This is a genomic window from Streptomyces sp. NPDC097619, from assembly GCF_040302735.1.
In the GTDB taxonomy this organism is placed as follows: domain Bacteria; phylum Actinomycetota; class Actinomycetes; order Streptomycetales; family Streptomycetaceae; genus Streptomyces.
In genome coordinates this window covers 1-24,780 of record NZ_JBEOSD010000041.1, presented here as the reverse complement: position 1 = coordinate 24,780, position 24,780 = coordinate 1, and the positions used below count along the sequence as shown (strand labels likewise).

Sequence of the window (24,780 nt, the reverse complement as noted above, 5' to 3'; positions counted from 1 at the left end):
GGAAGCCCCGTCAGCGGGCGCGCAGCTCGCGGTACTTGGCGACCAGCGCCACGCTGGACGGGTCCAGGCCCGGCACCTCGGCCCCCGAGACGAGCGCCGGCTCGACCCGCTTCGCGAGGACCTTGCCCAGCTCGACGCCCCACTGGTCGAAGGAGTCGATGTTCCACACCGCGCCCTGCACGAACACCTTGTGCTCGTAGAGGGCGATGAGCTGTCCCAGCACGGACGGCGTCAGCTCGGCGGCGAGCACGGTGGTGGTGGGGTGGTTGCCCTGGAAGGTCTTGTGCGGGACCAGCTCCTCGGCGACGCCCTCCGCCCGCACCTCCTCCGCCGTCTTGCCGAAGGCCAACGCCTGGGTCTGCGCGAAGAAGTTGGCCATGAGCAGGTCGTGCTGGGCGGCCAGGCCCTCGGGGAGCTCGGGCACCGGCCGGGCGAACCCGATGAAGTCCGCGGGGATCACCTTGGTGCCCTGGTGGATCAACTGGTAGTACGCGTGCTGCCCGTTGGTGCCGGGGGTGCCCCAGACCACCGGTCCGGTCTGCCACTCCACCGGCCGGCCGTCGCGGTCCACCGACTTGCCGTTGGACTCCATGTCCAACTGCTGGAGGTAGGCGGTGAACTTGGACAGGTAGTGCGAGTACGGCAGCACCGCGTGGGACTGCGCGTCGAAGAAGGCCCCGTACCAGATCCCCAGCAGGCCCAGCAGCAGCGGGACGTTCTCCTCGGCGGGGGCGGTGCGGAAGTGCTCGTCGACCAGGTGGAAGCCGTCGAGGAGTTCGCGGAAGCGGTCCGGGCCGATCGCGATCATCAGCGAGAGGCCGATCGCGGAGTCGAAGGAGTACCGGCCGCCGACCCAGTCCCAGAACCCGAACATGTTGTCCGTGTCGATGCCGAACTCCGCGACCTTCTCGGCGTTCGTGGACAGGGCCACGAAGTGCCGGGCCACGGCGGCGTCGTCCCCGCCGAGCCCCTCCAGCAGCCACCGCCGGGCCGAGGTGGCGTTGGTGATGGTCTCGATGGTGGTGAAGGTCTTCGAGGCGATGATGAACAGCGTCTCGGCCGGGTCGAGGTCGCGGGTGGCCTCGTACAGGTCGGCCCCGTCCACGTTGGAGACGAAGCGGACGGTCAGCGCGCGGTCGGTGAAGGAGCGCAGCACCTCGTAGGCCATCGCCGGACCGAGGTCGGATCCGCCGATACCGATGTTGACGACGTTGCGGATGCGACGGCCGGTGTGACCGGTCCACTCCCCCGAGCGGACCCGCTCGGAGAAGGCGGCCATGCGGTCGAGCACCTCGTGCACGCCGGGGACCACGTCCTCCCCGTCCACCTCGATCACGGTGCCGGCGGGGGCGCGCAGGGCGGTGTGCAGGACCGCCCGGTCCTCGGTGGTGTTGATCTTCTCGCCGCGGAACATGGCCTCGCGGAGCTCGGCCACGCCGGTCGCCGCGGCCAGGTCCCGCAGCAGGGCCAGGGTCTCGTCGGTGACCAGGTGCTTGGAGTAGTCGATGTGCAGGTCGCCCACCTGCAGGGTGTAGGCCGTGCCGCGACCGGGGGCGGCCGCGAACAGCTCCCGCAGGTGCGTGTCGGCCAGCTCTTCCCGGTGCTTGGCCAAGGCCGCCCACTCGGGGGTCCGGTTCAGCTTCGTACGGTCCGCGTTCTTCTCGGACATCAACCCACTCTTTCCGTCCTGTTGTGCCCCGCCAGCACCCAACCTAAAGGATCGGAAGGGACTGAACGCACACAAAGGGGCCCGGCCACAAGGAGAATGTCACTTGTGGCCGGACCCCTCGGTCCTGCGCGTCCCGCGGGCCCGGATCGGGCCTCAGATCTCGCCCCGGAGCTTGGCCAGCGCCTCGGCGAGGATCGCCTCGCCGTCGGCGTCGGTGCGCCGTTCCCGGACGTAGGCGAGGTGGGTCTTGTACGGCTCGATGCGCGGCGGCGCCGGGGGGTTGTCCCGGTCCTGACCGGCGGGGAACCCGCAGCGCGGGCAGTCCCAGGTGTCGGGGACCTGCGCGTCGCTGGCGAAACTGGGCTGCGTCTCGTGCCCGTTGGAACACCAGAAGGAGATGCGCAGGCGCGGCGCGGACTCGCCGCGCTCCGCCTCGCCCATCGGCCCCGCGCCGACCCGGCTCCCCCGGATCGCGTTGCCACTTGCCACGGTCGTAACTCCCTGCGTGATGGTGCCGCGAAAGCGTACGTGGACCTCATGATAGGCCGCCCGGAGGCGGCCGTACCGGTAAACGGTCAGCTGTCCAGCTTCATCATCAGACCGAGGGCGACGATGCAGGCGAACCAGAGCAGGCCGACCACGATCGTGATCCGGTCGAGGTTGCGCTCGGCCACCGAGGAACCGCCCACCGAGGACTGCATGCCGCCGCCGAACATGTCGGAGAGGCCGCCGCCCTTGCCCTTGTGCATCAGCACCAGCAGCATCAGCAGCAGGCTGAAGACGATCAGGGCGATCGAGAACCCCATAATCACGGCTGGTTCCTACTTTCCTGGCTTTCCGGGATTTCCGGGACTTTCCTGGAATCGAAGCGGGGGCCGGGTGGCTGTCTCAGCCACCGGCCCCCGCAAGGGTACGACGGATCCGTCCTACCGCATACTCGCTGCGACCGTCACGGGCCTCACTGGTCGCGGAAGCGGACGATCTTGACGAATTCGTCCGCGTCCAGGGCGGCGCCGCCGATCAGGGCACCGTCCACGTCGGGCTGGGCCATGATCGCCGCGATGTTGCCGGACTTCACGGAGCCGCCGTACTGGATGCGGACCTTGTCGGCCAGCTCCTGGGAGTACAGCTCCGCGAGGCGGACGCGGATCGCCCCGCAGACCTCCTGGGCGTCCTCGGGGGTGGCGACCTCGCCGGTGCCGATGGCCCACACCGGCTCGTAGGCGATCACGACGGACTCGGCCTGCTCGGCCGGCAGGTCCTTCAGACCGCCGTCGACCTGGGCCAGGGTGTGCGCGACCTGGTTGCCGGCCTTGCGGACGTCCAGGCCCTCGCCGACGCACAGGATCGGGGTGATCCCGTTCCGGTAGGCGGCCTTGACCTTGGCGTTGCAGATCTCGTCCGACTCGCCGTGGTACTGGCGGCGCTCGCTGTGGCCGACGGCCACGTACGCGCACTTCAGCTTGGCGAGCATCGGGCCGGAGATCTCTCCCGTGTAGGCGCCGGAGTCCTGCGCCGAGATGTCCTGGGCGCCGTACTTGATCTTCAGCTTGTCGCCGTCGACGAGGGTCTGGACGGAACGCAGGTCGGTGAAGGGCGGCAGGACCGCCACCTCGACCGCGTCGAAGTCCTTGTCGGCGAGGGCGAAGGCGAGCTTCTGGACGTGGGCGATGGCCTCAAGGTGGTTGAGGTTCATCTTCCAGTTGCCCGCCATCAGCGGGGTGCGGGTGGTCACGGGGGTCAGTCCTCCAGTGCGGCGATGCCCGGCAGCGTCTTGCCCTCGAGGTATTCGAGGCTGGCGCCGCCACCGGTCGAGATGTGTCCGAACGCGTTCTCGTCGAAGCCGAGCGTGCGCACGGCGGCGGCGGAGTCCCCGCCGCCCACGACGGTGAAGGCGTCACTGTCGACGAGCGCCTGCGCGACGGCCCGGGTCCCGCCCGCGTAGTCCGGGTGCTCGAAGACACCCACGGGGCCGTTCCAGAACACCGTAGCGGCGTCGGCGATCTTCGAAGCGTACAGTTCGCGGGTCTTCGGCCCGATGTCCAGGCCCTCCTTGTCCGCGGGGATCTTGTCGGCGTCCACGGTGTCGTAGTCCGCCGGGGTCTTGCCCTTGAGGTCGGGGAACTCGGTGGAGACGAGGACGTCCACCGGGACCACGAGCTCCACGCCGTTCTTCGCGGCGCGCTCCAGGTACTCGGTCACGGCCGGGATCTGGTCCTCCTGGAGGAGGGAGATGCCGACCTCGTGGCCCTGGGCCTTGAGGAAGGTGTAGGCCATGCCGCCGCCGATGAGGATGCGGTCGGCCTTCCCGAGCAGCTGGTCGATGACGGCCAGCTTGTCGGAGACCTTGGCACCGCCGAGGACGACCACGTAGGGCCGCTTGACCTCGTCGGTGAGCTTCTTCAGGACGCCGATCTCGGTGGCGATCAGGTAGCCGGCCGCGTGCGGGAGGCGGGCCGGCAGGTCGAACACCGAGGCGTGCTTGCGGTGCACGGCGCCGAAGCCGTCACCGACGTACAGGTCGGCCAGCTCCGCCAGCTGGTCGGCGAAGGCGCCGCGCTCGGCGTCGTCCTTCGAGGTCTCCCCCGCGTTGAAGCGCAGGTTCTCGATGACCGCGACCCCGCCGTCGGCCAGGCCCGCGACGGTCTCCTTGGCGGCGGGACCGACGGTGTCGGCGGCGAAGGCCACGTCCCGGCCGAGGAGTTCACCGAGGCGCGCGGCGGCCGGGGCGAGCGAGAAGGCCGGGTCCGGGGCGCCCTTGGGGCGGCCCAGGTGGGAGGCCACGATCACGCGGGCGCCCGCCTCGGCGAGCTTCGCGATGGTCGGCTGCACGGCCCGGATGCGCCCGTCGTCGGTGATGACCCCGTCGGCGAGCGGCACGTTCAGGTCGGCACGGACGAAGACCCGCTTGCCCGCAACGCCCTCGGCAAGAAGTTCGTCGATCGTCTTCATGGTGTTTCTGACTCCTTTGGGCCCGTCACCGGTCGGTGACGATGAACAAGGGCAAGCAACAGGGCCCGTCCGGCGCTCCATTGCGCCGACCGAGCCCTGCGTTTGCCTACATCGTGGTGCCTGCCCCGGTACTTCGGGACTTAGAGCCGGCCGCCGACGAAGACGGTGAGGTCGACGAGGCGGTTCGAGTAGCCCCACTCGTTGTCGTACCAGCCGACGATCTTGACGCTCTTGCCCTGGACCATGGTCAGGGACGAGTCGAAGGTGCAGGAGGCCGGCCAGTTCACGATGTCGGAGGAGACGATCGGGTCCTCGGTGTACTCCAGCACGCCCTTCAGCTGGCCCTCGGCGGCCTTCTGGAAGGCGTTGTTGACCTCGTCCTTGGTGACCTCGCGGTCCAGCTCGATCACCAGGTCGGTCACGGAGCCCGTGGGGACCGGGACGCGCATGGCGATGCCGTCCAGCTTGCCCTTGAGCTGCGGCAGCACCAGGGCGGTGGCCTTCGCGGCACCCGTGGTGGTCGGGATGATGTTCTCCGCGGCGGCGCGGGCGCGGCGCAGGTCCTTGTGCGGGAAGTCGAGGATGCGCTGGTCGTTCGTGTAGGCGTGGACCGTCGTCATCATGCCCTTGACGATGCCGAAGCTCTCGTCGAGCACCTTCGCCATCGGCGCCACACAGTTGGTGGTGCAGGAGGCGTTGGAGATGACGTGGTGGTTGGCCGCGTCGTACTTGTCCTGGTTGACGCCCATCACGATGGTGATGTCCTCGTCGGTGGCCGGAGCCGAGATGAGGACCTTCTTCGCGCCCGCCGCGATGTGCTTGGCGGCGTCGGCCTTCTTGGTGAAGATGCCGGTGGACTCGATGACGATGTCCGCGCCCAGCTCGCCCCAGGGCAGGTTCGCGGGGTCACGCTCGGCGAAGGTCTTGAAGGTGTTGCCACCGACGGTGATGGTGTCCTCGGTGTGGCTCACCTCGGCCTTGAGGCGACCCAGGATGGTGTCGTACTTCAGCAGGTGCACCAGCGTCGCGTTGTCCGTCAGGTCGTTGACACCGACGATCTCGATGTCCGCCCCCTGCTCCAGGAGCGCCCGGAAGTAGTTGCGGCCGATGCGGCCAAAACCGTTGATGCCTACGCGGATCGTCACGAACCGATCTCCTCGTATGTGCGCCGGTCTGTGCGCCGGCGAGCTGTATGGGATGTCCCCGACCGCTTACGACCCTACCTCTCCGTGAGGCATTGAGTGACATCGACGGGCGCCGGCCGGCCTCCGGAACCGCTCCCGGAGGCCCCCGACGGCCTGTACCACTGGGCTCGGCACAGGCTGGCGGGGACTTTGGGCCCGGTCACTCAGAGTCAGCGGTGGAGCGAGCGCAGCGCCTTACCGATCAGTACCGAGCGGTCCGCGGCGGCGGGCAGGTGCTCCAGCCCGAAACCGAGGAGGACGGTGTCACGCGTAGTGACCGATGCGAAGGACTGGAACAGCTCCCCGGTGCGGGACCAATCTCCCGGAATCTCGGGGCTTCCGGCAGGTGCGCCCTGTGCCGTCCAGCCTCCGAGGGAGCTCTCGAAGCCCTCCTGCTCCCGGTCGACGCCCCCCACGTTGAGCCGGGCGTCGTCCGCGAAGACCCCGCGGCCACCGCTGCCGGGGTCGGTGATGTAGGCCAGCGAGACCTCGACGGAGCGCCCGGCGTACGGGCTCAGGTCGAAGGCGGTCTGCTTCCAGCCCGCGGAGGAGCCGGTGAAGCTGTTCCAGGCCCCGCTGGCGCCCGCGGGGGTGCAGGTCCCGGCGCCCAGGGTGAGGTAGCGGGCGAGGAAGGGATGGCTCTCGATGAAGAATCCCGCCCCGCATTCCTCCGGAACGGTGGCGCTGGTCAGTCCGGAGCGTTCCGGCAGGGTGGTCCAGTCGTCCCCGCCCGCGGTACGGGCCTCCAGGACGGCGTGGTCGTAGCCCGGCTCCGTGTTCCAGTTCAGGGCGAGGCGCAGCTCGGGCCTGTCCGCGGCGGTGACCCCGGTCAGGTCGATGGTGCGGGTCAGCCGCTTCCAGTCGTCGTCGGTGTGGGTGGCCGAGGCCATGCCGCTGCCGGCGTACGGGGCGTAGGGGTTGACCACGCCGAGGTAGCCGCCGCCGCGGGCGCTGCGGAACTGCGGGAACCGGTCGGGCGGCAGGGTGTCGGAGGTGACGGTGTAGGCGCCGGGGGCGTTGAGGGGGTTGCCCTCGGCGTCCCCGAGGGCCCCGCCGGCCCCGGCGAGGGGTCCGGCGCCGCTGAAGCCGGTGGCCCCGCGGGCGGAGGCCCGGCCGTAGGCGCCGAGCCAGTACTGGCTGAAGTCGTTGGTGACGGCGGGGCCGACCTGGGCGTTGCCGCCGGCCAGCTCGCCGGCCTCGATCAGCTTGCCGCCTTCGTTGAGGAAGGCGCGCAGGGCCAGCTGGGTGGGACCGCCGGGGGTCTGGTCGGCGGTGTAGTGGACGACGGTGCCGTAGTGGGAGAGCACGCCCAGCGGGTGCGGGGCGCCCTGGACGGCCACGTCCCAGACGGCGGCCTTGCGGCCGTTGGCGCGGAGGGCGTCGACGTAGGCGCGGGTGTGCTTGGCGGCGGCCCCTTCCTCGGCGACCACGAGCACGTCGGCCCGGGGGCGGGCGGCGACGGTGTACGAGAAGTAGTTGCTCGCGACGGTGCGGCCCTTCTCGTTCCGGCCGGTGAACCAGACCTCGACGGTGTCCCCGGCGCGGGCGCCCTTGACGGTGCCGCGGTACTCGTCGTACCAGAGGTTGTCCTCGCCGCCGTAGGTGTCACCGCCCTTCCACGCCTTGAGCTTGGCCTGGTGGTTGCGGCCGCCGTTGACGCGGTAGTTGACGCGCTTGTCCTTCAGCGCCTTGCGGGCGGTGACGGAGACGTCCTGCGCGCCGGCGCGGTCGTGGGAGACGGCGAAGCGGTCGGGGGTGAACTCGGGGGCGGTCATGCCCACCGAGGACTTGGGGCGGTCGGGGTGCGCGGCGCTCTCCGCGACGGACAGCGCGAAGGGCACGTTCTTGGCGAACTCGGCCTGGATCAGCTTCTCGTCGTCGGGGAAGTTGAAGCCGGAGCGGCAGTCCTCGGGCTTCCAGGCGTCGTTCGGGTCGGAGGCGGAAGCGGTCTGACAGGTGGTCATCTCCGGCGTGAACATCATGATGCCGTTCACGTTGGAGGCGTGTCCGTCGGCTTCGCCGTTGGTGGTGTACAGCTCGGACGAGACCTGCGGGTGGTAGCCCGGCACGGCGGGCTTCTCCGGGGTGCCGGCGAGGGCCTTGTACACGGTGTCGTCGGGGGTGGGGGTGGCCACCTGCCAGCCCACGCCGTAGAGGATCAGTTCGGCGGCGGAGTGGTAGTTGATGCCGTACTCGAAGCCGATGCGCTTCTGGAAGCGGTCCAGGGCCTTGGTCTCGGGCTCGGAGTTCGGGCCGGCGCCGCGGTAGGTCTCGCTGAAGGGGCTGGGCGAGGAACCCTCGTTGTCGTAGCCCCACTTGTAGGCGAAGTTGCGGTTGAGGTCGACGCCGTCGCCGCTGCCGTGCTTGCCGTCGCCGTCGTTGTCGCGCATGTTCTTGCGCCACAGGCGGGCGGAGTCGGCGCTGTGGGTGTAGTCGTAGCCGTCCGGATTGGCGGAGAGCACGAACCAGAGCTCGGTGCCGTTCACCAGGTCGGTGATCCGCTTGTTCTTGCCGTACCCGTCGAGGTAGTGGTGCATCAGCCGCCGGGTCATCTCGGGGGTGATCCACTCGCGGGCGTGCTGGTTGGACATGTACAGCACGGCGGGCTTGGCCCCGTCGCGGCTCTTGCGGGCGTCGCGGGTGAGCTTGAGGGCGAGGATGTCCTGGCCCCGGACGGTCTTGCCGAGGGAGACGACCTTGGTGAGGCCGGGGTGGGCCTGCGCCGTGCGCAGGACCTCCTCGCGGAGGCCGCCCGGTCCGCTCCAGGGGCGGTAGACCCCGTCCCCGGCGGCCTTGGCGCGGGCCGCGGCGCCGGGGGCGGTCCTGCGTTCGGTGAGGACGATCCCCTGGGCGCCGAGGGCCTTGGCCTGGGCGCCGGTGAGGAAGAGCTCGACGTGCGCGGTGCCCTTGGCGGGCGCCTGTTCGCCGAGCTCGTGGGCGTCCTGTCCGGCCGCGAGGACCAGCGGGACCTGGGCCCGGGTGATGTCGGCCTCGTAGACCCGGACCTCGTCGGCGGCCGGGGCGGCGCCTTCGGGTCCGGGTCGTGCCTGGGCGACGGGTACGGCGGCCATGGAACCTAGGACGAGTGCGCTGGCGGCGAGGATCGATCTCGCGCGGTGCCTCATGTGCCCCCCTGGGCGGTGTCAGCCACGAAAGCGGTCGCACGTAAGGCTCACGACACCCCATGACCCTGTCAATACGGCCTCCCGGTTTTCCCTCACGGGGAAGCCGAAGAACGACGGGGACCCCATCAAGCCCGCGCGGCGATCGGGCGCACCCGGGCGCGGAGCGCTCGGGAACAGCCGACCCGGGCCGACAGCCGCAACACGATGGAGGAACACATCGAGCCCGCGCCGCGATCGGGCGCACCCGGGCGCGGAGCGTCGGGGAAGGGGACCGGGGACGGCAGTCCCGGAAGAGGTGGGAGGGGCCGGGCACCCGGCCCCTCCCACGGCGTCAGCCGGCCAGGTTGTCGGCCATCTCCTCGGTGAGGTTGCACTCGGTCCCGGGGATCCCCAGGTCCTGGGCCCGCTTGTCGGCCATGGCGAGCAGGCGCCGGATCCGCCCGGCGACCGCGTCCTTGGTCAGCGGCGGGTCGGCGAGCGCGCCCAGCTCCTCCAGGGAGGCCTGCTTGTGCTCCATGCGCAGGCGTCCGGCGGCGGCCAGGTGCTCGGGGACCTCCTCGCCGAGGATCTCCAGGGCGCGCTGCACCCGGGCTCCGGCGGCGACGGCCGCCCTCGCGGAGCGGCGCAGGTTGGCGTCGTCGAAGTTGGCGAGCCGGTTCGCGGTGGCCCGGACCTCGCGCCGCATCCGGCGCTCCTCCCAGGCGAGTACGGACTCGTGGGCGCCGAGCCGGGTCAGCAGGGCGCCGATGGCGTCGCCGTCGCGGACGACGACCCGGTCCACCCCGCGGACCTCGCGGGCCTTGGCCGCGATGGAGAGCCGCCGGGCCGCGCCGACCAGGGCCAGGGCGGCCTCCGGGCCGGGGCAGGTGACCTCCAGGGAGGAGGACCGGCCGGGCTCGGTGAGGGAGCCGTGGGCGAGGAAGGCCCCGCGCCAGGCCGCCTCGGCGTCACAGGTGGCTCCGGAGACCACCTGCGGGGGGAGGCCCCGGATGGGGCGGCCCCGACCGTCGACCAGACCGGTCTGGCGGGCCAGCTGGTCCCCGCCCGCCACCACGCGCACCACGTACCGGGAGCCGCGGCGGAGTCCGCCGGGGGCCATCACGACCAGGTCGGACGAGTGGCCGAAGATCTCCAGGATGTCCTTGCGCAGCCGGCGCGCGGCGATCCCGGTGTCCAGTTCGGCTTCGATCACGATGCGGCCGCTGACCAGGTGGAGTCCGCCCGCGAACCGCAGGATCGCCGAGACCTCCGCCTTCCTGCAGCAGGTCCGGGTGACGGGGAGCCGGGAGATCTCGTCCTTCACCGCTGCCGTCATCGCCATGGGCCGATCCTTCCATGCATCCGAAAAATACGGTCGTACGCGGCGGCCAGCAGCTCCGGGTCGTGCGTCGGAGAACCGTCCTCGCGGGCCACGGGGGCCAGCTCGACCGCGGCACCGAAGCGTTTGGCTGCGTCGGCGAGGGATTCGCGGTCGGGCACGGCGGCCTCGTCGGCCAGCACCACGTCCAGGGCGAGTTTAGGGGCGTGTCGGGCCAAAACCTCCAAATGACGCTGCGGAGAGAAGCCCTCGGTTTCACCGGGTTGGGGTGCGAGGTTCAGCGAGAGCACCCGGCGGGCCTTGGTCTCGACGAGGGCGTCGAGCAGTTGCGGGACCAGCAGGTGCGGGATGACGGAGGAGAACCAGGAGCCCGGACCGAGGACCACCCAGTCGGCGTCGAGGACCGCTTCGACGGCCTCGGGGACGGCGGGCGGGTCGTGCGGGACCAGGTGCACGGACTGCACCTCACCGGGGGTGAGGGCCACCGTGGCCTGGCCGCGGACGGTGTCCACGTCGTCGGGGCGGGCCGGGTCGTGGCCGCGCACCAGGGCCTGGAGCTCCAGGGGCACGGCGGACATGGGGAGGACCCGGCCCTGGGCGCCGAGCAGCTTGCCGACCAGGTCGAGGGCGCTGACGTGGTCCCCGAGCTGTTCCCACAGGGCCACGATGAGCAGGTTGCCCACGGCGTGGCCGTGCATCTCGCCCTTGGACTGGAAGCGGTGCTGGATGACGCGGGCCCAGGTCTGGCCCCAGTCGTCGTCCCCGCAGAGCGCGGCCAGCGCCTTGCGGAGGTCGCCGGGGGGCAGGACGCCCAGCTCCTCGCGGAGCCGGCCGCTGGATCCGCCGTCGTCGGCGACGGTGACCACGGCGGTGAGGTCACCGGTGATGCGCCGCAGGGCGGCGAGGGAGGCCGACAGGCCCATGCCGCCGCCGAGGGCGACCACCTTGGGCTGGGCGCCGCGGGCGCGGGCCGACCCCGCGGCGGCGCCGCGCCGCGGGGCGAGGCCCCGCAGGCGGCGGAGCCGCAGACTGCGTCCGGTCACTCGCGCCCCATGTCCCGGTGGACGACGACGGTCTCGACTCCCTCGGAGGCGAGGCGGGCGGCGAGCTTCTCGGACATGGCCACGCTGCGGTGCTTGCCGCCGGTGCAGCCCACCGCGATGGTCACGTACCGCTTGCCCTCGCGGCGGTAGCCCGCGGCGATCAGCTGGAGGAGCTCGCTGTAGCGGTCGAGGAACTCCTTGGAGCCGGGCTGCTCGAAGACGTAGTCGGAGACCTCGGGGCTCAGGCCGGTGAAGGGGCGCAGCTCCGGGACCCAGTGCGGGTTCGGGATGAAGCGGCAGTCGACGACGAGGTCGGCGTCGACGGGGAGGCCGTACTTGTAGCCGAAGGACATCACGGTGGCCCGCAGCTCGGGCTCCTCGTCGCCGGCGAAGCGGGCGTCCATCTTGGCGCGCAGTTCGTGCACGTTCAGGCTGGAGGTGTCGATGACGAGGTCGGCGTCCCCGCGGAGCTCGCGGAGGAGGTCGCGTTCGGCGGCGATGCCGTCGACGATGCGGCCGTCGCCCTGGAGGGGGTGCGGGCGGCGGACCGACTCGAAGCGGCGGACCAGGGCCTCGTCGGAGGACTCCAGGAAGACGGTGCGCCGGGTGACCCCGCGGGTGTCGAGGTCGGCGAGGGATTCGCGGAGGTTGTCGAAGAAGCGGCGGCCGCGGACGTCGACGACGACCGCGATGCGGGCGACGTTGCCCTGGGAACGGGCGCCCAGCTCCACCATGGTCGTGATGAGTGCCGGGGGGAGGTTGTCGACCACGAACCAGCCGAGGTCCTCCAGGCACTTCGCGGCCGTACTGCGGCCCGCTCCGGACATGCCGGAGATGATCACCAGCTCGGGGATGGCCGCCTCGGCGGCCTCGCCGGCCTCCACGCTCGCCGTACTCACCTGTGCTCCGTCTCGGTCGTGCACTGTCGCCTCGTGCTCGGTCATTGCTCGGTCCCCCGTTCGGACGAGTCTCCCGCGGTCGCGGGCTCCTCTTCCATGATCTCTCCTGTGGCGGTGTTCACGGCAGGGGCGGCCGGGGTGGCCTGTGCGAGGGCCGCGGCCACGGTCTCGGCGGTCTTGCGGCCTATGCCGGGGACCTCGCAGATCTGGTCGATTGTCGCCTGTCGGAGGCGCTTCACCGAACCGAAGTGCTTGATCAGCGCCTGTTTGCGGGTGGCGCCGAGGCCGGGGACGGCGTCCAGGGGGCTCGCCTTCACCTTTCCGGTCCGCTTGCCGCGCTGGTAGGCGATGGCGAAGCGGTGGGCCTCGTCACGGACCCGCTGGAGCAGGTACAGGCCCTCGCTGGTGCGGGGCAGGACCACGGGGTCCTCCTCGCCGGGCAGCCAGACCTCCTCCAGGCGCTTGGCGAGGCCGCAGACGGCCACGTCGGTGATGCCCAGCTCCTCCAGGGCGCGCTGGGCGGCGGCCACCTGCGGGCGGCCGCCGTCGACCACGACCAGCTGGGGCGGGTAGGCGAAGCGGCGGGGGCGGCCCTCCTCGGTGCGCGGTCCGGCCTCGCCGGGGGCGGTGGTGCCCTCGGGGCCGTCGGTGACGCCGGTGCCGTCCGGGCCGTCGGTGCCCTCGGCGCCGTCCGCCTCCCATTCGCCGGTCTTCAGCTTCTCCTGGAGGTAGCGGCGGAAGCGGCGGGAGACCACCTCGTGCATGGCGCGGACGTCGTCCTGGCCGGCGAAGGACTTCACCTGGAAGCGCCGGTACTCGCCCTTGCGGGCCAGGCCGTCCTCGAAGACGACCATGGAGGCGACCACGTCCTCGCCCTGGAGGTGGGAGATGTCGAAGCACTCGATGCGCAGCGGGGCGCCGTCGAGGTCCAGGGCCTCGGCGATCTCCTCCAGGGCGCGGGAGCGGGTGGTGAGGTCGCCGGCGCGGCGGGTCTTGTGCAGGGCGAGGGACTGGACGGCGTTCCGGTGGACCGTCTCCATCAGGTCCTTCTTGTCCCCGCGGCGGGGCACCCGGAGGCTGACGCCGGAGCCGCGGCGGCCCGCGAGCCATTCGCTTACGGCTTCGGCGTCCTCGGGGAGGGCCGGGACGAGGACCTCCTTGGGGACGTCCTCGCCGCTCTCCTCGCCGTAGAGCTGTTGGAGGGCGTGTTCGACGAGGCCGGCGGTGTCCACGGCCTCGACCTTGTCGGTGACCCAGCCGCGCTGGCCGCGGACCCGGCCGCCGCGGACGTGGAAGATCTGCACGGCGGCTTCGAGTTCGTCCTCGGCCACGGCGATGAGGTCGGCGTCGGTGGCGTCGGCGAGGACGACGGCGTTCTTCTCCATGGCGCGCCGCAGGGCCCCGATGTCGTCGCGGAGCCGGGCGGCCTTCTCGTACTCCATGTCCTCGGCGGCCCCGTGCATCTCGCGTTCGAGCCGGCTCATGTAGGCGCCGGTGCGGCCGGCCATGAAGTCGCAGAAGTCCTCGGCCAGTTCGCGGTGTTCCTCGGGGGTCACCCGGCCCGTGCAGGGGGCGGAGCACTTGCCGATGTAGCCGAGCAGGCAGGGCCGGCCGATCTGGGCCGAGCGCTTGAACACGCCCGCGGAGCAGGTGCGGACGGGGAACACCCGGAGCATCAGGTCCACCGTCTCGCGGATGGCCCAGGCGTGGGCGTACGGGCCGAAGTAGCGCACGCCCTTCTTCTTGGGGCCGCGCATGACCTGGACCCGGGGGAACTCCTCGTTCAGGGTGACGGCGAGGGAGGGGTAGCTCTTGTCGTCGCGGTACTTGACGTTGAAGCGTGGGTCGTACTCCTTGATCCAGGAGTACTCCAGCTGGAGGGCCTCTACCTCGGTGGAGACGACCGTCCATTCCACGGAGGCGGCGGTGGTGACCATGGTGGCCGTCCGCGGGTGCAGCCCGGCCACGTCCTGGAAGTAGTTGGCGAGCCGCTGCCGCAGGCTCTTGGCCTTGCCGACGTAGATCACCCGGCGGTGCTCGTCGCGGAACCGGTAGACCCCCGGGGAGTCGGGGACCTGTCCCGGTCGGGGGCGGTAGCTGGAGGGGTCGGCCATGCCCTCCACCCTACTGGCGGGGGCCGACAGCGGGGCCCGCGACGGGGCTTCCCCGCCCCTCCCGGTCACGGGAGGGGCGGGGGCTCCGGTCAGGCCCGCGGCGCCGTGCGGCGGCGGAGGAGGAACACCGCGCCGGCGGCGAGCAGACCGGCCCCGGCGGTCAGGCCCGCCCCGAGGGGCAGTCCGCCCCCGGTCTCCGGAGCCGCCGCCGCGGCCCGGGGTGCGGCGGCCGCGGGGGCGTAGCCGCCCGCCTTGCCGGACCGGGCGTAGGCCGAGCCCGGGAGCTTGTCCCCGTAGGCGGCCTTCACCCGGGCCCGGTAGGCGCCGAGGCCGGTGCCCGCGGAGCCCACGGCGCGCACGGCGTCCTGGTCCAGGGGCAGCACCCTGTCGCCCTTGGTCACGTACCAGGCGTCGATCTGGGGCTCGCGGAAGACCGTCCCGCCGGGCAGCTTGCGGGCTCCCTGCGCGGTGTAGCGGAACTCGTCGTCGCCGGTGGCGATGTTGACCACCTGCCAGCCGGCCGGGGTCTTCGCCGTCCACAGCGCGGCGACCTGTCCGTCGGAGGCAAGGGCCTTGCTGACGAGGAACTCGACCCGGGCCACGGGGGCCCCGGCGCGGCCCGCGACGAACTCGGGCGAGAGGTAGTGCACGGGGACCGCCCCGCCCTGGACCCGCGGCTGCGCGGCGGCCAGGGAGACCTTGCCCTCACGGGCGAAGAACCGGGAGAGGGTGGCCAGGGTGGCGGGGCTCCCGGCGGCCCGTCCGGCGGCGGCGAGGCTGCCGGCGTCCGTGGTGACGGGGGGCCGCGGGACGGCGGCGACGGCCTGGGGGGCCGCGGTGCCGAGGGCGGCGGCCAGGACCGCGGCGAGGGCGCTGACGCGGAGCTTCATGGCGGTCACGCCCCGATCCGGTAGAGCGAGTGGGTCCAGGAGAAGGAGCTGTTGTCCACGTACCAGGCGTGGGAGGCCCAGTTGTAGCGGTCGCTGGAGGGCCAGGGGTCGCCCCAGTAGACCCAGCTGTTGGCGGTGTCGTAGCCGTAGATCACGTGCATGTGGCCGCCGCCGTTGGACCACTGGATGCGGGTCTCGATGGGCCGGTCGTAGTTGATCTCGGTCTGGACGGTGGCGTACCGCAGCCAGCCGGTGACGTACGAGCCGGGGTTGACGCCCGCCCAGGACAGGCCGGTCTGGACGTTGCCCAGGGTGGCCTGGTTGTTGGGGCATTCGGTGCCCTGCTGGCGGTTGAAGGAGGCGTTGCAGAACTGGTTCTGGCTGTAGTTGCGGCCGTACCAGGTGGCGATGGTGTTGCCGCCCGCGGCCCAGCACCAGTTGGTCTTCTGTTGGGCCTGCATGGTGATGTTGAGCCGCTTGGAGGCCAGGGCCGCGCCGGCGACGGGGGCCGTGACCGCCTGTTCCGCGCCGCCCCGCGGGGATCCGGTGGTCGCGGCGGTCGCGACACCGGTGGGCAGGGCGAGCAGGAGTGCGGTGATGAAGGCGGCGGCGGGGAGCCACCGCCCGGTTCGGTTGCGCATCGCGTTCCTCCCGAGGTGGGGGTGGGGATCTGGAGGACCGCGTCCGGACGCTGTGGGAGGAGCATCAGGGTGTTGTCGCGAGCAGGTCAACACGCTTCAATACGCCGTGACATTGCAGTGTGAACGGTGAGACTGCGGTGTGAACGGTGACGCTGTCGTCACCTGGAGCCCCGGTGCCGGCGCCGCCGTCCCGCGCGCCGCCCCGCCGTACCGCGCGTGAACGTTCACAGGGGTTCCACAGGAATGGCGAGGAGGCGGCCGTGCGGCAGAGCACCGGCCCGGACACGGGCCCCGCGGAACACGTCGAGGCCGCGGAACTGGCCCGGCTGCTCCATTCCGGCCCCTTCCACCTCGCCCTCCGGGCCGCGTTGGCCGCGCGCGGGCTGCCGCTGCACCGGGTGCAGCACCGGCTGGCGAGTCGCGGCATCAAGGTCGGGGTGACCAGTCTGAGTTACTGGCAGCAGGGGGCCCGACGGCCGCAGCGCACCGAGTCCCTGCGGGCGGTGCGGGCCCTGGAGCAGATCCTCGAACTGCCCGCCGGGTCGCTGGTCCGGCTGCTGGCCCCGGGGAACGGCGCCCCCTCCGGGGCGGCCGGTCGCCCGGCGGCCCGCCGCTACCGCTCGCTGGTGGCGGCGGGCGCCTCGGTGGAGGAGCTGCTGGCCGGGATGGAGGTACCGGCGGACGGCGGGCTGCACACGGTGGGCCATCACGAGCGGGTCCGGATCGGCCCGCGCGGGGAGCTGCTGGGCCGGGACTCCGCCCACGTGGTGCGGGCCCACCGGGACGGCGTGGACCGCTACCTGGCCATCCACCACGGGGACCCGGGCTGCGATCCCTCCCGGGTGCGGGTCTCGGCCCTGGAGAACTGTCGGCCGGGGCGGGTCCGTTGGGACCGGACGACCGGTGTGGTGGTGGCGGAGCTGCTCTTCGACGCCCGGTTGCGCCGCGGGGACACGTACGTCTTCGGCTACGGCTTCGAGGACGGGACGGGCGGGCTCAGCGGGGAGTACGTGCGCGGGTTCAGTTACGCGGGCGGGCAGTACGTGCTCCAGGTCCGCTTCGACGAGGCGGCCCTTCCGGTGCGCTGCCGCCGCTTCACCCGGTCCGCGCCGGACGCGCCGCGCGGGGAGCTCTCGGAGCTGACCCCGAACGGCCTGCACCGGGCCGTGCACCTGGTGGAGCCGGGGGTGCGCCGGGGTCTCCTCGGCATCGCCTGGGACTGGGACTGACCGCCCCCGCCGGGCTCAGCCCGCGACGAGCCGGCCGCCCTGCGCCTTCACGGGGACCTCGGGCAGCGGGTCGGTGGCGGGGCCCTTGAGGACCGCGCCGGTGTTCACGTCGAAGCGGCTGCCGTGGCAGGGGCAGTTGCCCTCGCCGTCCTCGATCTTGTCCAGGACGCAGCCCGCGTGGGTGCACTGGGCGCTGAACGCCTTGTACCGTCCGGCGGCCGGGCAGCTGATGAGGAGCTTGTTCTCGCGGTAGAGCTTGGCCCCGCCCACGGGCACCTCGGCGGCGGCGCCCAGGTCGACGGGGGCGGTGGGGGTGGCGGGGGATCCGGCGCCGGAGTTCCCGGCGCCCGGGGAGCAGGCCGCGAGGGCGGTACCGGCTCCGGCCAGCGCGGCTCCCTTGAGCACGGTACGGCGGGCGGCGGAGGGCTCGGGCATGGGTACTCCACGTGCGGGGCGGGACGGTGTCGCTCCCGACCCTACCGGGGTGCGGATGGGGTACCTTCCCCCGGTGATCGTCGTCGGCGGAGAAGCACTGATCGACCTGGTTCCGGCGCCCGCGGGGGCCCTGTGGCCCCGCCCGGGCGGCGGTCCCTACAACACGGCCCTGGCGCTGGGGAGGCTGGGCGCGCCCGTGGCCTTCTGCTCGCGGGTGTCCACGGACGGTTTCGGGGAGACCCTGTTGGCGGGGTTGCGGGCGGCGGGGGTGGACCTGTCGTTGGTGCAGCGCGGTCCGGAGCCGACGAGCCTGGCCGTGGCCTCGGTGGGCGAGGACGGTTCCGCCGTGTACGGCTTCTACACCGAGGGCACCGCGGACCGGCTGTTCGCCCTGCCACCGGTGCTGCCGGCTGGGACGCGGGCGCTGGCGCTGGGCACCTGTTCGCTGGTGCTGGAGCCGGGGGCGAGCGCCTACGAGGAGTTGTTGGTCCGGGAGTCGGGGCGGGGCGTGTCGACCCTGCTGGACCCGAACGTGCGGCCCGCGTTGATCCCGGACCCGGCGGCCTACCGGGCCCGCTTCCGGTCCTGGCTGCCGTACGTGTCGGTGCTGAAGCTGTCCGAGGAGGACGCCCGCTGGTTGGGCGGCGGGGTGGAGGACTGGCTGGCCGCGGGTCCCTCGGCGGTGGTGCTGACCCGGGGTGCGGAGGGCCTGTCGGTGGCCACCCGGGACGGGCGGCGGTACGCGGTGCCGGCCCGCCCGGTGGAGGTGGCGGACACGATCGGGGCGGGGGACACGGTGAACGCGGCGCTCCTGTCCCGGCTCGTCGGGTCGGGGGGGCCGGAGCGGGTGGACTGGCCGGAGGTGCTGGCCTTCGCCGCCCGGGCCGCCGCGATCACGTGCACCCGCCCCGGAGCGGAGCCCCCCTTCCCGGAGGAGTTGGGCGCCTGAACGCCCCCGGGGCGGAGCCCCGGATCCGGGAAGGTGGGCTGCCGCCCCGCGCGGCGGTCAGTCCTTCGGCGCCCGGGCCGCCCGCTTCCTCGGGGCCGCCGTCTTCTTCGCAGCCGCCGTCTTCTTGGCCGCCGCGGCCGTGGTCTTCTTCGCGGGCGCCTTCTTGGCCGCCGCCTTCCGACCGGTCGACACCGCCGGGGCGCCGGCGTCGCTGACCCGCTCGGCCCCGAGCACGTCCCGCAGGAACTTGCCGGTGTGGCTGGCCCCCACGGAGGCCACCTGCTCGGGGGTGCCCTCGGCGACGACCAGGCCGCCGCCGTGGCCGCCCTCGGGGCCCATGTCGATGACCCAGTCGGCGGTCTTGATCACGTCGAGGTTGTGCTCGATGACGATGACCGAGTTGCCCTTGTCGACCAGCCCCGAGAGCACCTTGATCAGCTTGGAGATGTCCTCGAAGTGCAGACCGGTGGTGGGCTCGTCGAGCACGTACACCGTGCGGCCGGTGGACCGCTTCTGCAGCTCGCTGGCGAGCTTGACCCGCTGCGCCTCGCCGCCGGAGAGGGTGGGCGCGGACTGACCGAGCCGGACGTATCCGAGGCCGACCTCGTTGAGGGTGCGCAGGTGGCGGGCGATGGTGGGGACGGCCTCGAAGAAGCCGAGGGCCTCCTCGATGGGCATGTCCAGCACCTCGGCGATGGACTTGCCCTTGTAGTGGACCTCCAGGGTCTCCCGGTTGTACCGGGCGCCGTGGCAGACCTCGCACGGGACGTACACGTCCGGGAGGAAGTTCATCTCGATCTTGATGGTGCCGTCGCCGGAGCAGTTCTCGCAGCGGCCGCCCTTGACGTTGAAGGAGAAGCGGCCCGGCAGGTAGCCGCGGACCTTCGCCTCCATGGTCTCCGCGAACAGCTTGCGGACGTGGTCGAAGACCCCGGTGTAGGTGGCCGGGTTGGAACGCGGGGTCCGGCCGATCGGGGACTGGTCGACGTGGACCACCTTGTCGACCAGCTCGTCCCCGGCGACCCGGGTGTGCCGGCCGGGCACCGTGCGGGCGCCGTTGAGCTCGCGCGCCAGGTGCGTGTACAGGATGTCGTTGACCAGGGTGGACTTGCCGGAGCCGGAGACGCCGGTGACGGCGGTGAGGACGCCCAGCGGGAAGGAGACGTCGATGTCCCGGAGGTTGTTCTCCCGGGCTCCGTGCACGGTCAGGCGCCGGTCCGGGTCCACGGGGCGGCGGCCGTCGGGGATGCCGATGCTCTTCTTCCCGGAGAGGTACTGGCCGGTCATGGAGGCGTCGTTGGTCAGCAGCTCCTTGAGGGAGCCGCTGTGGACCACCTTGCCGCCGTGCTCACCGGCGCCGGGGCCGATGTCCACGATCCAGTCGGCGACCTTGATGGTGTCCTCGTCGTGCTCGACGACGATCAGGGTGTTGCCCATGTCCCGGAGACGGACCAGGGTCTCGATCAGCCGGTGGTTGTCGCGCTGGTGCAGGCCGATGGAGGGCTCGTCGAGCACGTAGAGCACGCCGACCAGGCCGGAGCCGATCTGCGTGGCGAGCCGGATGCGCTGGGCCTCGCCGCCGGAGAGGGTGCCCGCGGCGCGGTTGAGCGAGAGGTAGTCCAGGCCGACGTCGACGAGGAAGCGCAGCCGTTCGTTGACCTCCTTGAGGACCCGCTCGGCGATCTTCTTGTCGCGGGCGTCCAGGCGGAGCCGGCCGAGGAAGTCGGCGCACTCGCTGATGGACATGGCGGAGACCTCGGCGATGGACCGGTCCATCACCGTGACGGCCAGCACGATCGGCTTGAGGCGGCTGCCCTCGCAGGAGGGGCAGGGCACCTCGCGCATGTAGCCCTCGAAGCGCTCGCGGCTGGAGTCGCTCTCCGCCTCGGAGTGGCGGCGCTTCACGAAGGGCACGGCCCCCTCGAAGGCGGTGGTGTAGGCGCGCTCGCGGCCGTAGCGGTTGCGGTACCGGACCTGGATCTGGGTCTTGTGCCCGTACAGCAGGGCCTTCTTGGCCCGCTGCGGCAGTCCGGCCCAGGGGATGTCGGTGCGGAAGCCCAGCTCCTCGGCGAGGGCCCCGACCAGCCGCTGGAAGTACTCCTTGGTGTGGCCCAGGGACCAGGGGGAGACGGCGCCCTCGTCGAGCGACTTGTCCTCGTCGGGGACGATCAGCTCCGGGTCCACCTCCATGCGGGTGCCGATGCCGGTGCACTCGGGGCAGGCGCCGAAGGGGGAGTTGAAGGAGAAGGAGCGGGGCTCCAGCTCCTCGAAGGAGAGGTCGTCGTAGGGGCAGTACAGGTGCTCCGAGTACATCCGCTCGCGCTCGGGGTCGTCCTCGGCGAGGTCCACGAAGTCGAGGATGACCATGCCGCCGGAGAGCCCGAGGGCGGTCTCCACGGAGTCGGTGAGGCGCCGCTTGGCGCTCTCCTTCACCGTGAGGCGGTCGACGACCACCTCGATGGTGTGCTTCTCCTGCTTCTTCAGGGCCGGGGGCTCGGAGAGCTGGATGGTCTGCCCGTCCACCCGGGCCCGGCTGTAGCCCTTGGTCTGGAGGTCGGCGAAGAGGTCGACGAACTCGCCCTTGCGCTCGCGCACCAGCGGGGACAGCACCTGGAAGCGGCTGCCCTCGGGGAGGGCGAGCACCTTGTCCACGATGGCCTGCGGGGACTGCCGGGCGATCGGCCGACGGCACTCGGGGCAGTGCGGCTTGCCGATGCGGGCGAAGAGCAGGCGGAGGTAGTCGTAGACCTCGGTGATGGTGCCCACGGTGGAGCGCGGATTGCGCGAGGTGGACTTCTGGTCGATGGAGACGGCCGGGGAGAGGCCCTCGATGAAGTCCACGTCGGGCTTGTCCATCTGGCCCAGGAACTGGCGGGCGTACGAGGACAGGGACTCGACGTACCGGCGCTGCCCCTCCGCGAAGATCGTGTCGAAGGCCAGCGAGGACTTGCCCGACCCCGAGAGCCCGGTGAAGACGATGAGGGAGTCGCGGGGCAGGTCGAGCGAGACGTTCTTGAGATTGTGCTCGCGCGCTCCGCGGACGATGAGACGGTCGGTCACGCCGGTCCGCACCTTTCTTGAGAGAGCGGGGGACGCCGGCCCCCTGTCCCCAGGGTATGGGGGCGGCCACGGCGATGCGCCGCGGTTCACTGCGAGCTTATAGCACGCACATTCGATTTACGGGGTCCGGAGACCTCCTTCACCCGAAAGGGTGGCGGCGCTATCGTCGGCGGCATGAACGATCATGTGCACGACCTGGCGCTCCTGGGTGCGGCGACCGACCGTCTGCTCACCTCGCTCGCCACCCTCGACAACGCGGCACTGGCCGAGGCGTCACGCCTGCCCGGCTGGACCCGCGGTCACGTCCTGGCCCACCTCGCCCGAAACGCCGACGCCCTCGTCAACGTGTTCGAAGGTCGTCCGATGTACGTCAGCGGTGACGCCCGCGAGGCCGACATCGAGCGCGACGCGCCCCGGCCCCTCGACGTCCACCTCGCCGACCTGCGCGAGAGCCACGCCGGCTTCATGGCCACCACCACCGGTGACCAGGACTGGTCCCGCACCGTGGAGCTGCGCAACGGCGTCAAGGACGCCGCCGCGAACATCCCCTTCCGCCGCCTGATCGAGATCGAGCTGCACCACGTCGACCTCGGGATCTCCTACGAGCTCGGCGACCTCCCCGAGGAGTTCACGGCCCGCGAGATCGACTTCCTCGCCGACCGCTGGACCGGCCGCCCCGAGGTGCCCCCGGTCACCCTGCGCGCCGGCGCGGGCACCGACGGCCCCACCTGGCGCACCGGCGGCGCGGAGGGCACCCCCGTCACCGTCCACGGCACCCCCGCCGACCTGCTCGGCTGGCTGGCCGGCCGCGGGGACAAGGGGGCCCGGCTGACCACCGCGGGCGGCCCGCTGCCGGCCCTGCCCCCGCTGTAGGCGACCCGGCGCGCCCTCCGACTAGGCTGCCGTCATGACTTACAGCGGAGCGGTGAAGGTGGGCGGGCCGGCCGATGTGCACGAGCTCGCGGACCTGATGATTTCCAAGGTCGCGGTCGGCCCGATGGACAACAACGCGTACCTGTTGCGCTGCCGGGCCACCGGCGAGCAGCTGCTGGTGGACGCGGCGGCCGAGGCCGCCACCCTGCTGGCGCTGATCGGGGACGACGGCATCGCCGCCGTGGTCACCACGCACCGGCACGGCGACCACTGGAGCGCCCTGCGCGAGGTCGTGGACGCCACCGGGGCGCGCACCTACGCGGGCCGCGAGGACGCGCCCGGCATCCCGGTGCCCACGGACGTCCTCGTGGACGACGGGGACACGATCACGGTCGGCCGGGTCACGCTGACCGCGCGCCACCTGGTCGGCCACACCCCCGGGTCGATCGCCCTCGTCTACGACGACCCGCACGGGCACCCGCACGTGTTCACCGGCGACTGCCTCTTCCCGGGCGGAGTGGGCAACACCCACGACGACCCGGCCGCCTTCACCAGCCTGCTGGACGGGGTGGAGCAGAAGCTGTTCGCGCTGCCGGACGAGAGCTGGGTGTACCCGGGCCACGGCAAGGACACCACCCTGGGCGCCGAGCGCCCGCACCTCGCCGAATGGCGGGCGCGGGGCTGGTGACCGGCCCGCCCGCCGTCCGGCCCCCTCGGGTCGGGACGGCGGGCGGCACACCTCCCCGGACGGGATCCCCCGGGGGGCCGACCGTCCGCGCCTCCCCCACCCCCCTCGTCAACGCGACACGCCCCGCCGCCCGTACGGATGAGCCGGTGGCGCCACGCTCCGTGACCGGCGTCGCGCAGGGTAAGGGGAGCCCATGCACGACGTTCCCGCCCCCGGCAGCACGCCCGGGGCCGCTCCCCCGCACCCCTCTCCCGTCCCGCCGCCCCGCGTCCCGCCCCCCTCCGGGGTCGGCGCCGACCCGTTGCCCGCGCCTCCCCCGATGCCCCGGCTGGCGCTGGCCGCGCTCGCCGGCACGGCCATCGAGTTCTACGACTTCTTCGTCTACGGCACGGCCGCCGCCCTCGTCCTGGGCCCGCTCTTCTTCCCGTCCTTCTCACCGCTGGCCGCGACCCTGGCCGCCTTCGGCACCTTCGGCGTCGGCTTCCTCGCCCGGCCCCTCGGCTCGGTCCTGTTCGGGCACGTCGGCGACCGCTACGGCCGCCGTCCCGTGCTGTTCGCCTCGCTGCTCCTGACCGGCCTGGCCACCGTCGCCATCGGCTTCCTGCCCGGGTACGCCGTCCTCGGCACCGCCGCCCCGGTCCTGCTGCTCCTGCTCCGCTTCCTCCAGGGGCTCGGTCTGGGCGGCGAGTGGGGCGGGGCGGTGCTGCTGGCCTCCGAGCACGCCCCCGCCGGGCGCCGCGGCCTCTGGGCGGGCTTCCCCCAGACCGGACCGGCGGTCGGCTTCCTCCTCGCCAACGGCGTCACCCTGGGCCTGTCCGCGACCCTCACCGAGGCCCAGTTCCTGGCCTGGGGCTGGCGGGTGCCGTTCTGGGCCGCGGGGATCCTGGTCCTCGGCGGTCTGCTGCTGCGCGCCACCCTGGAGGAGACCCCCGAGTTCCGGCGGCTGGCCGCGTCCGGGGAACGGGCCCGGACCCCGCTCGCCGAGCTGCTCCGCGAGCACTGGCGGCCGGTGCTGCTGGCGGGCGGCGCCCTCTCGGTGGGGTACGCCGTCTTCTACACGGTGACCACCTGGTCGCTGTCCTACGCCAAGGAGCACCTGGCGGTGGGACGGACCACGATGCTGGCCTGCGTAATGGCGGCGGTGCTCTGCATGGGCCTGGCCACCCCCTTCTTCGCGCACCTCTCCGACCGGCTCGGACGGCGGCCGTTGTGCCTGGCCGGCGCGGCCGCCTGCGCCCTGTGGATGTTCCCGCTGATGGCGCTGCTGCGCACCGGCGAGCCCTTGGCGATGACCCTGGGCTTCACCGGGGCCCTGCTCGCCATGGTCACGATGATCGCCGTGTCGGCCTCGTACCTGCCCGAGCTGTTCCCGCCGCGGGTGCGGTGCACCGGCGCGGCCGTGGGCTACAACCTGGGCGGGGTGCTGGGCGGGGCGCTGACCCCGCTGGTGGCCACGTCGCTGACGGCGGGGCAGGGTCCGCCCTGGGCGGTGGCCGGGTACCTGACGGGCCTGGCGGTGCTGAGCCTGGGCTGCTTCGCCCTGCTGCCGGAGACGGCCCCGGTACGGCGCGCCCCGGCGGCCGGGCCCGTGGCGGCCTGAGAGGGCCGGGGAAACGGCGGGAGCCGGGGGGGGGGGGGGGGGCCCCCCCCCCCCCGCGCGGGGGGGGGGGGGGGGCGCGGGCCCGCGGGGGGGGGCGGCGCGCGGCGGCGG

Annotated in this window: 20 protein-coding genes; 5 read left to right on the top strand and 15 right to left on the bottom strand. The window is 72.4% G+C overall.

Annotated features, from left to right (window positions below):
• Positions 1 to 10: 10 nt before the first annotated feature.
• The 13 genes from pgi to ABTZ17_RS14180 all read right to left on the bottom strand — a co-directional run bounded on the left by pgi (position 11) and on the right by ABTZ17_RS14180 (position 15,835).
• Positions 11 to 1,669, bottom strand: coding sequence for a glucose-6-phosphate isomerase (gene pgi / locus ABTZ17_RS14240; RefSeq protein ID WP_352195868.1), 1,659 nt, complete (start codon positions 1,667 to 1,669; stop codon positions 11 to 13).
• Between the two features lie 153 nt (positions 1,670 to 1,822).
• Complete coding sequence (locus tag ABTZ17_RS14235; RefSeq protein WP_352195867.1) at positions 1,823 to 2,158, bottom strand: RNA polymerase-binding protein RbpA; 336 nt, start codon at positions 2,156 to 2,158, stop codon at positions 1,823 to 1,825.
• Positions 2,159 to 2,244: 86 nt separating this feature from the next.
• Positions 2,245 to 2,475, bottom strand: a complete 231-nt coding sequence (secG, locus tag ABTZ17_RS14230) for a preprotein translocase subunit SecG (RefSeq protein ID WP_352195899.1) — start codon at positions 2,473 to 2,475, stop codon at positions 2,245 to 2,247.
• A gap of 152 nt (positions 2,476 to 2,627) precedes the next feature.
• Entirely contained in the window at positions 2,628 to 3,404 is a 777-nt protein-coding gene (gene tpiA / locus ABTZ17_RS14225; protein ID WP_352195866.1) for a triose-phosphate isomerase, read from the bottom strand.
• Positions 3,405 to 3,409: 5 nt separating this feature from the next.
• Positions 3,410 to 4,621 (bottom strand): phosphoglycerate kinase, encoded by a 1,212-nt coding sequence (locus ABTZ17_RS14220; RefSeq protein WP_352195865.1) that lies wholly within the window; start codon positions 4,619 to 4,621, stop codon positions 3,410 to 3,412.
• Between the two features lie 140 nt (positions 4,622 to 4,761).
• A complete protein-coding gene (gene gap, locus ABTZ17_RS14215) occupies positions 4,762 to 5,766 on the bottom strand; it encodes a type I glyceraldehyde-3-phosphate dehydrogenase (protein WP_352195864.1) in 1,005 nt (334 codons plus the stop codon).
• Positions 5,767 to 5,975: 209 nt separating this feature from the next.
• Positions 5,976 to 8,930, bottom strand: coding sequence for a M14 family metallopeptidase (locus ABTZ17_RS14210; protein ID WP_352195863.1), 2,955 nt, complete (start codon positions 8,928 to 8,930; stop codon positions 5,976 to 5,978).
• 331 nt (positions 8,931 to 9,261) lie between these two features.
• Positions 9,262 to 10,251 carry a DNA-binding protein WhiA gene (gene whiA / locus ABTZ17_RS14205; protein WP_352195862.1) on the bottom strand — a complete coding sequence of 330 codons (990 nt, stop codon included), beginning with the start codon at positions 10,249 to 10,251 and terminating at the stop codon, positions 9,262 to 9,264.
• Complete coding sequence (locus ABTZ17_RS14200; RefSeq protein WP_502994675.1) at positions 10,242 to 11,291, bottom strand: gluconeogenesis factor YvcK family protein; 1,050 nt, start codon at positions 11,289 to 11,291, stop codon at positions 10,242 to 10,244. Before ABTZ17_RS14200 ends, whiA begins: the two co-directional genes overlap by 10 nt.
• Positions 11,288 to 12,235 carry an RNase adapter RapZ gene (rapZ, locus tag ABTZ17_RS14195; protein ID WP_352195861.1) on the bottom strand — a complete coding sequence of 316 codons (948 nt, stop codon included), beginning with the start codon at positions 12,233 to 12,235 and terminating at the stop codon, positions 11,288 to 11,290. The genes ABTZ17_RS14200 and rapZ overlap by 4 nt, the downstream gene beginning before the upstream one ends.
• A complete protein-coding gene (gene uvrC, locus ABTZ17_RS14190) occupies positions 12,232 to 14,304 on the bottom strand; it encodes an excinuclease ABC subunit UvrC (RefSeq protein ID WP_352195860.1) in 2,073 nt (690 codons plus the stop codon). Before uvrC ends, rapZ begins: the two co-directional genes overlap by 4 nt.
• An 89-nt stretch (positions 14,305 to 14,393) precedes the next feature.
• Positions 14,394 to 15,194, bottom strand: a complete 801-nt coding sequence (locus ABTZ17_RS14185) for a hypothetical protein (RefSeq protein ID WP_352195897.1) — start codon at positions 15,192 to 15,194, stop codon at positions 14,394 to 14,396.
• Positions 15,195 to 15,199: 5 nt separating this feature from the next.
• On the bottom strand, positions 15,200 to 15,835 hold the full coding sequence (locus ABTZ17_RS14180; protein WP_352195859.1) for a papain-like cysteine protease family protein: 636 nt from the start codon (positions 15,833 to 15,835) through the stop codon (positions 15,200 to 15,202).
• Between the two features lie 260 nt (positions 15,836 to 16,095).
• Here ABTZ17_RS14180 and ABTZ17_RS14175 point away from each other — a divergent pair, with 260 nt between their 5' ends.
• Positions 16,096 to 17,064: a hypothetical protein gene (locus ABTZ17_RS14175; protein ID WP_352195858.1), complete on the top strand. Its 969-nt coding sequence runs from the start codon at positions 16,096 to 16,098 to the stop codon at positions 17,062 to 17,064.
• A 15-nt stretch (positions 17,065 to 17,079) separates the two neighbouring features.
• Here ABTZ17_RS14175 and ABTZ17_RS14170 read toward each other — a convergent pair whose 3' ends face one another.
• Positions 17,080 to 17,499 (bottom strand): Rieske (2Fe-2S) protein, encoded by a 420-nt coding sequence (locus ABTZ17_RS14170; RefSeq protein WP_352195857.1) that lies wholly within the window; start codon positions 17,497 to 17,499, stop codon positions 17,080 to 17,082.
• A gap of 73 nt (positions 17,500 to 17,572) precedes the next feature.
• On the opposite strand from ABTZ17_RS14170, the gene ABTZ17_RS14165 reads away from it, so the two are divergent.
• Positions 17,573 to 18,448, top strand: coding sequence for a carbohydrate kinase family protein (locus ABTZ17_RS14165; protein WP_352195856.1), 876 nt, complete (start codon positions 17,573 to 17,575; stop codon positions 18,446 to 18,448).
• A gap of 57 nt (positions 18,449 to 18,505) precedes the next feature.
• Here the strand turns inward: ABTZ17_RS14165 and uvrA are convergent, their stop codons facing one another.
• A complete protein-coding gene (gene uvrA / locus ABTZ17_RS14160; RefSeq protein WP_352195855.1) occupies positions 18,506 to 21,508 on the bottom strand; it encodes an excinuclease ABC subunit UvrA in 3,003 nt (1,000 codons plus the stop codon).
• A gap of 174 nt (positions 21,509 to 21,682) precedes the next feature.
• Here uvrA and ABTZ17_RS14155 point away from each other — a divergent pair, with 174 nt between their 5' ends.
• The 3 genes from ABTZ17_RS14155 to ABTZ17_RS14145 all read left to right on the top strand — a co-directional run bounded on the left by ABTZ17_RS14155 (position 21,683) and on the right by ABTZ17_RS14145 (position 24,669).
• Entirely contained in the window at positions 21,683 to 22,381 is a 699-nt protein-coding gene (locus ABTZ17_RS14155) for a maleylpyruvate isomerase family mycothiol-dependent enzyme (protein ID WP_352195854.1), read from the top strand.
• A gap of 34 nt (positions 22,382 to 22,415) precedes the next feature.
• Positions 22,416 to 23,069 (top strand): MBL fold metallo-hydrolase, encoded by a 654-nt coding sequence (locus ABTZ17_RS14150; protein ID WP_352195853.1) that lies wholly within the window; start codon positions 22,416 to 22,418, stop codon positions 23,067 to 23,069.
• A 319-nt stretch (positions 23,070 to 23,388) separates the two neighbouring features.
• Entirely contained in the window at positions 23,389 to 24,669 is a 1,281-nt protein-coding gene (locus ABTZ17_RS14145) for an MFS transporter (RefSeq protein ID WP_352195896.1), read from the top strand.
• The last annotated feature ends 111 nt before the right edge of the window (positions 24,670 to 24,780 follow it).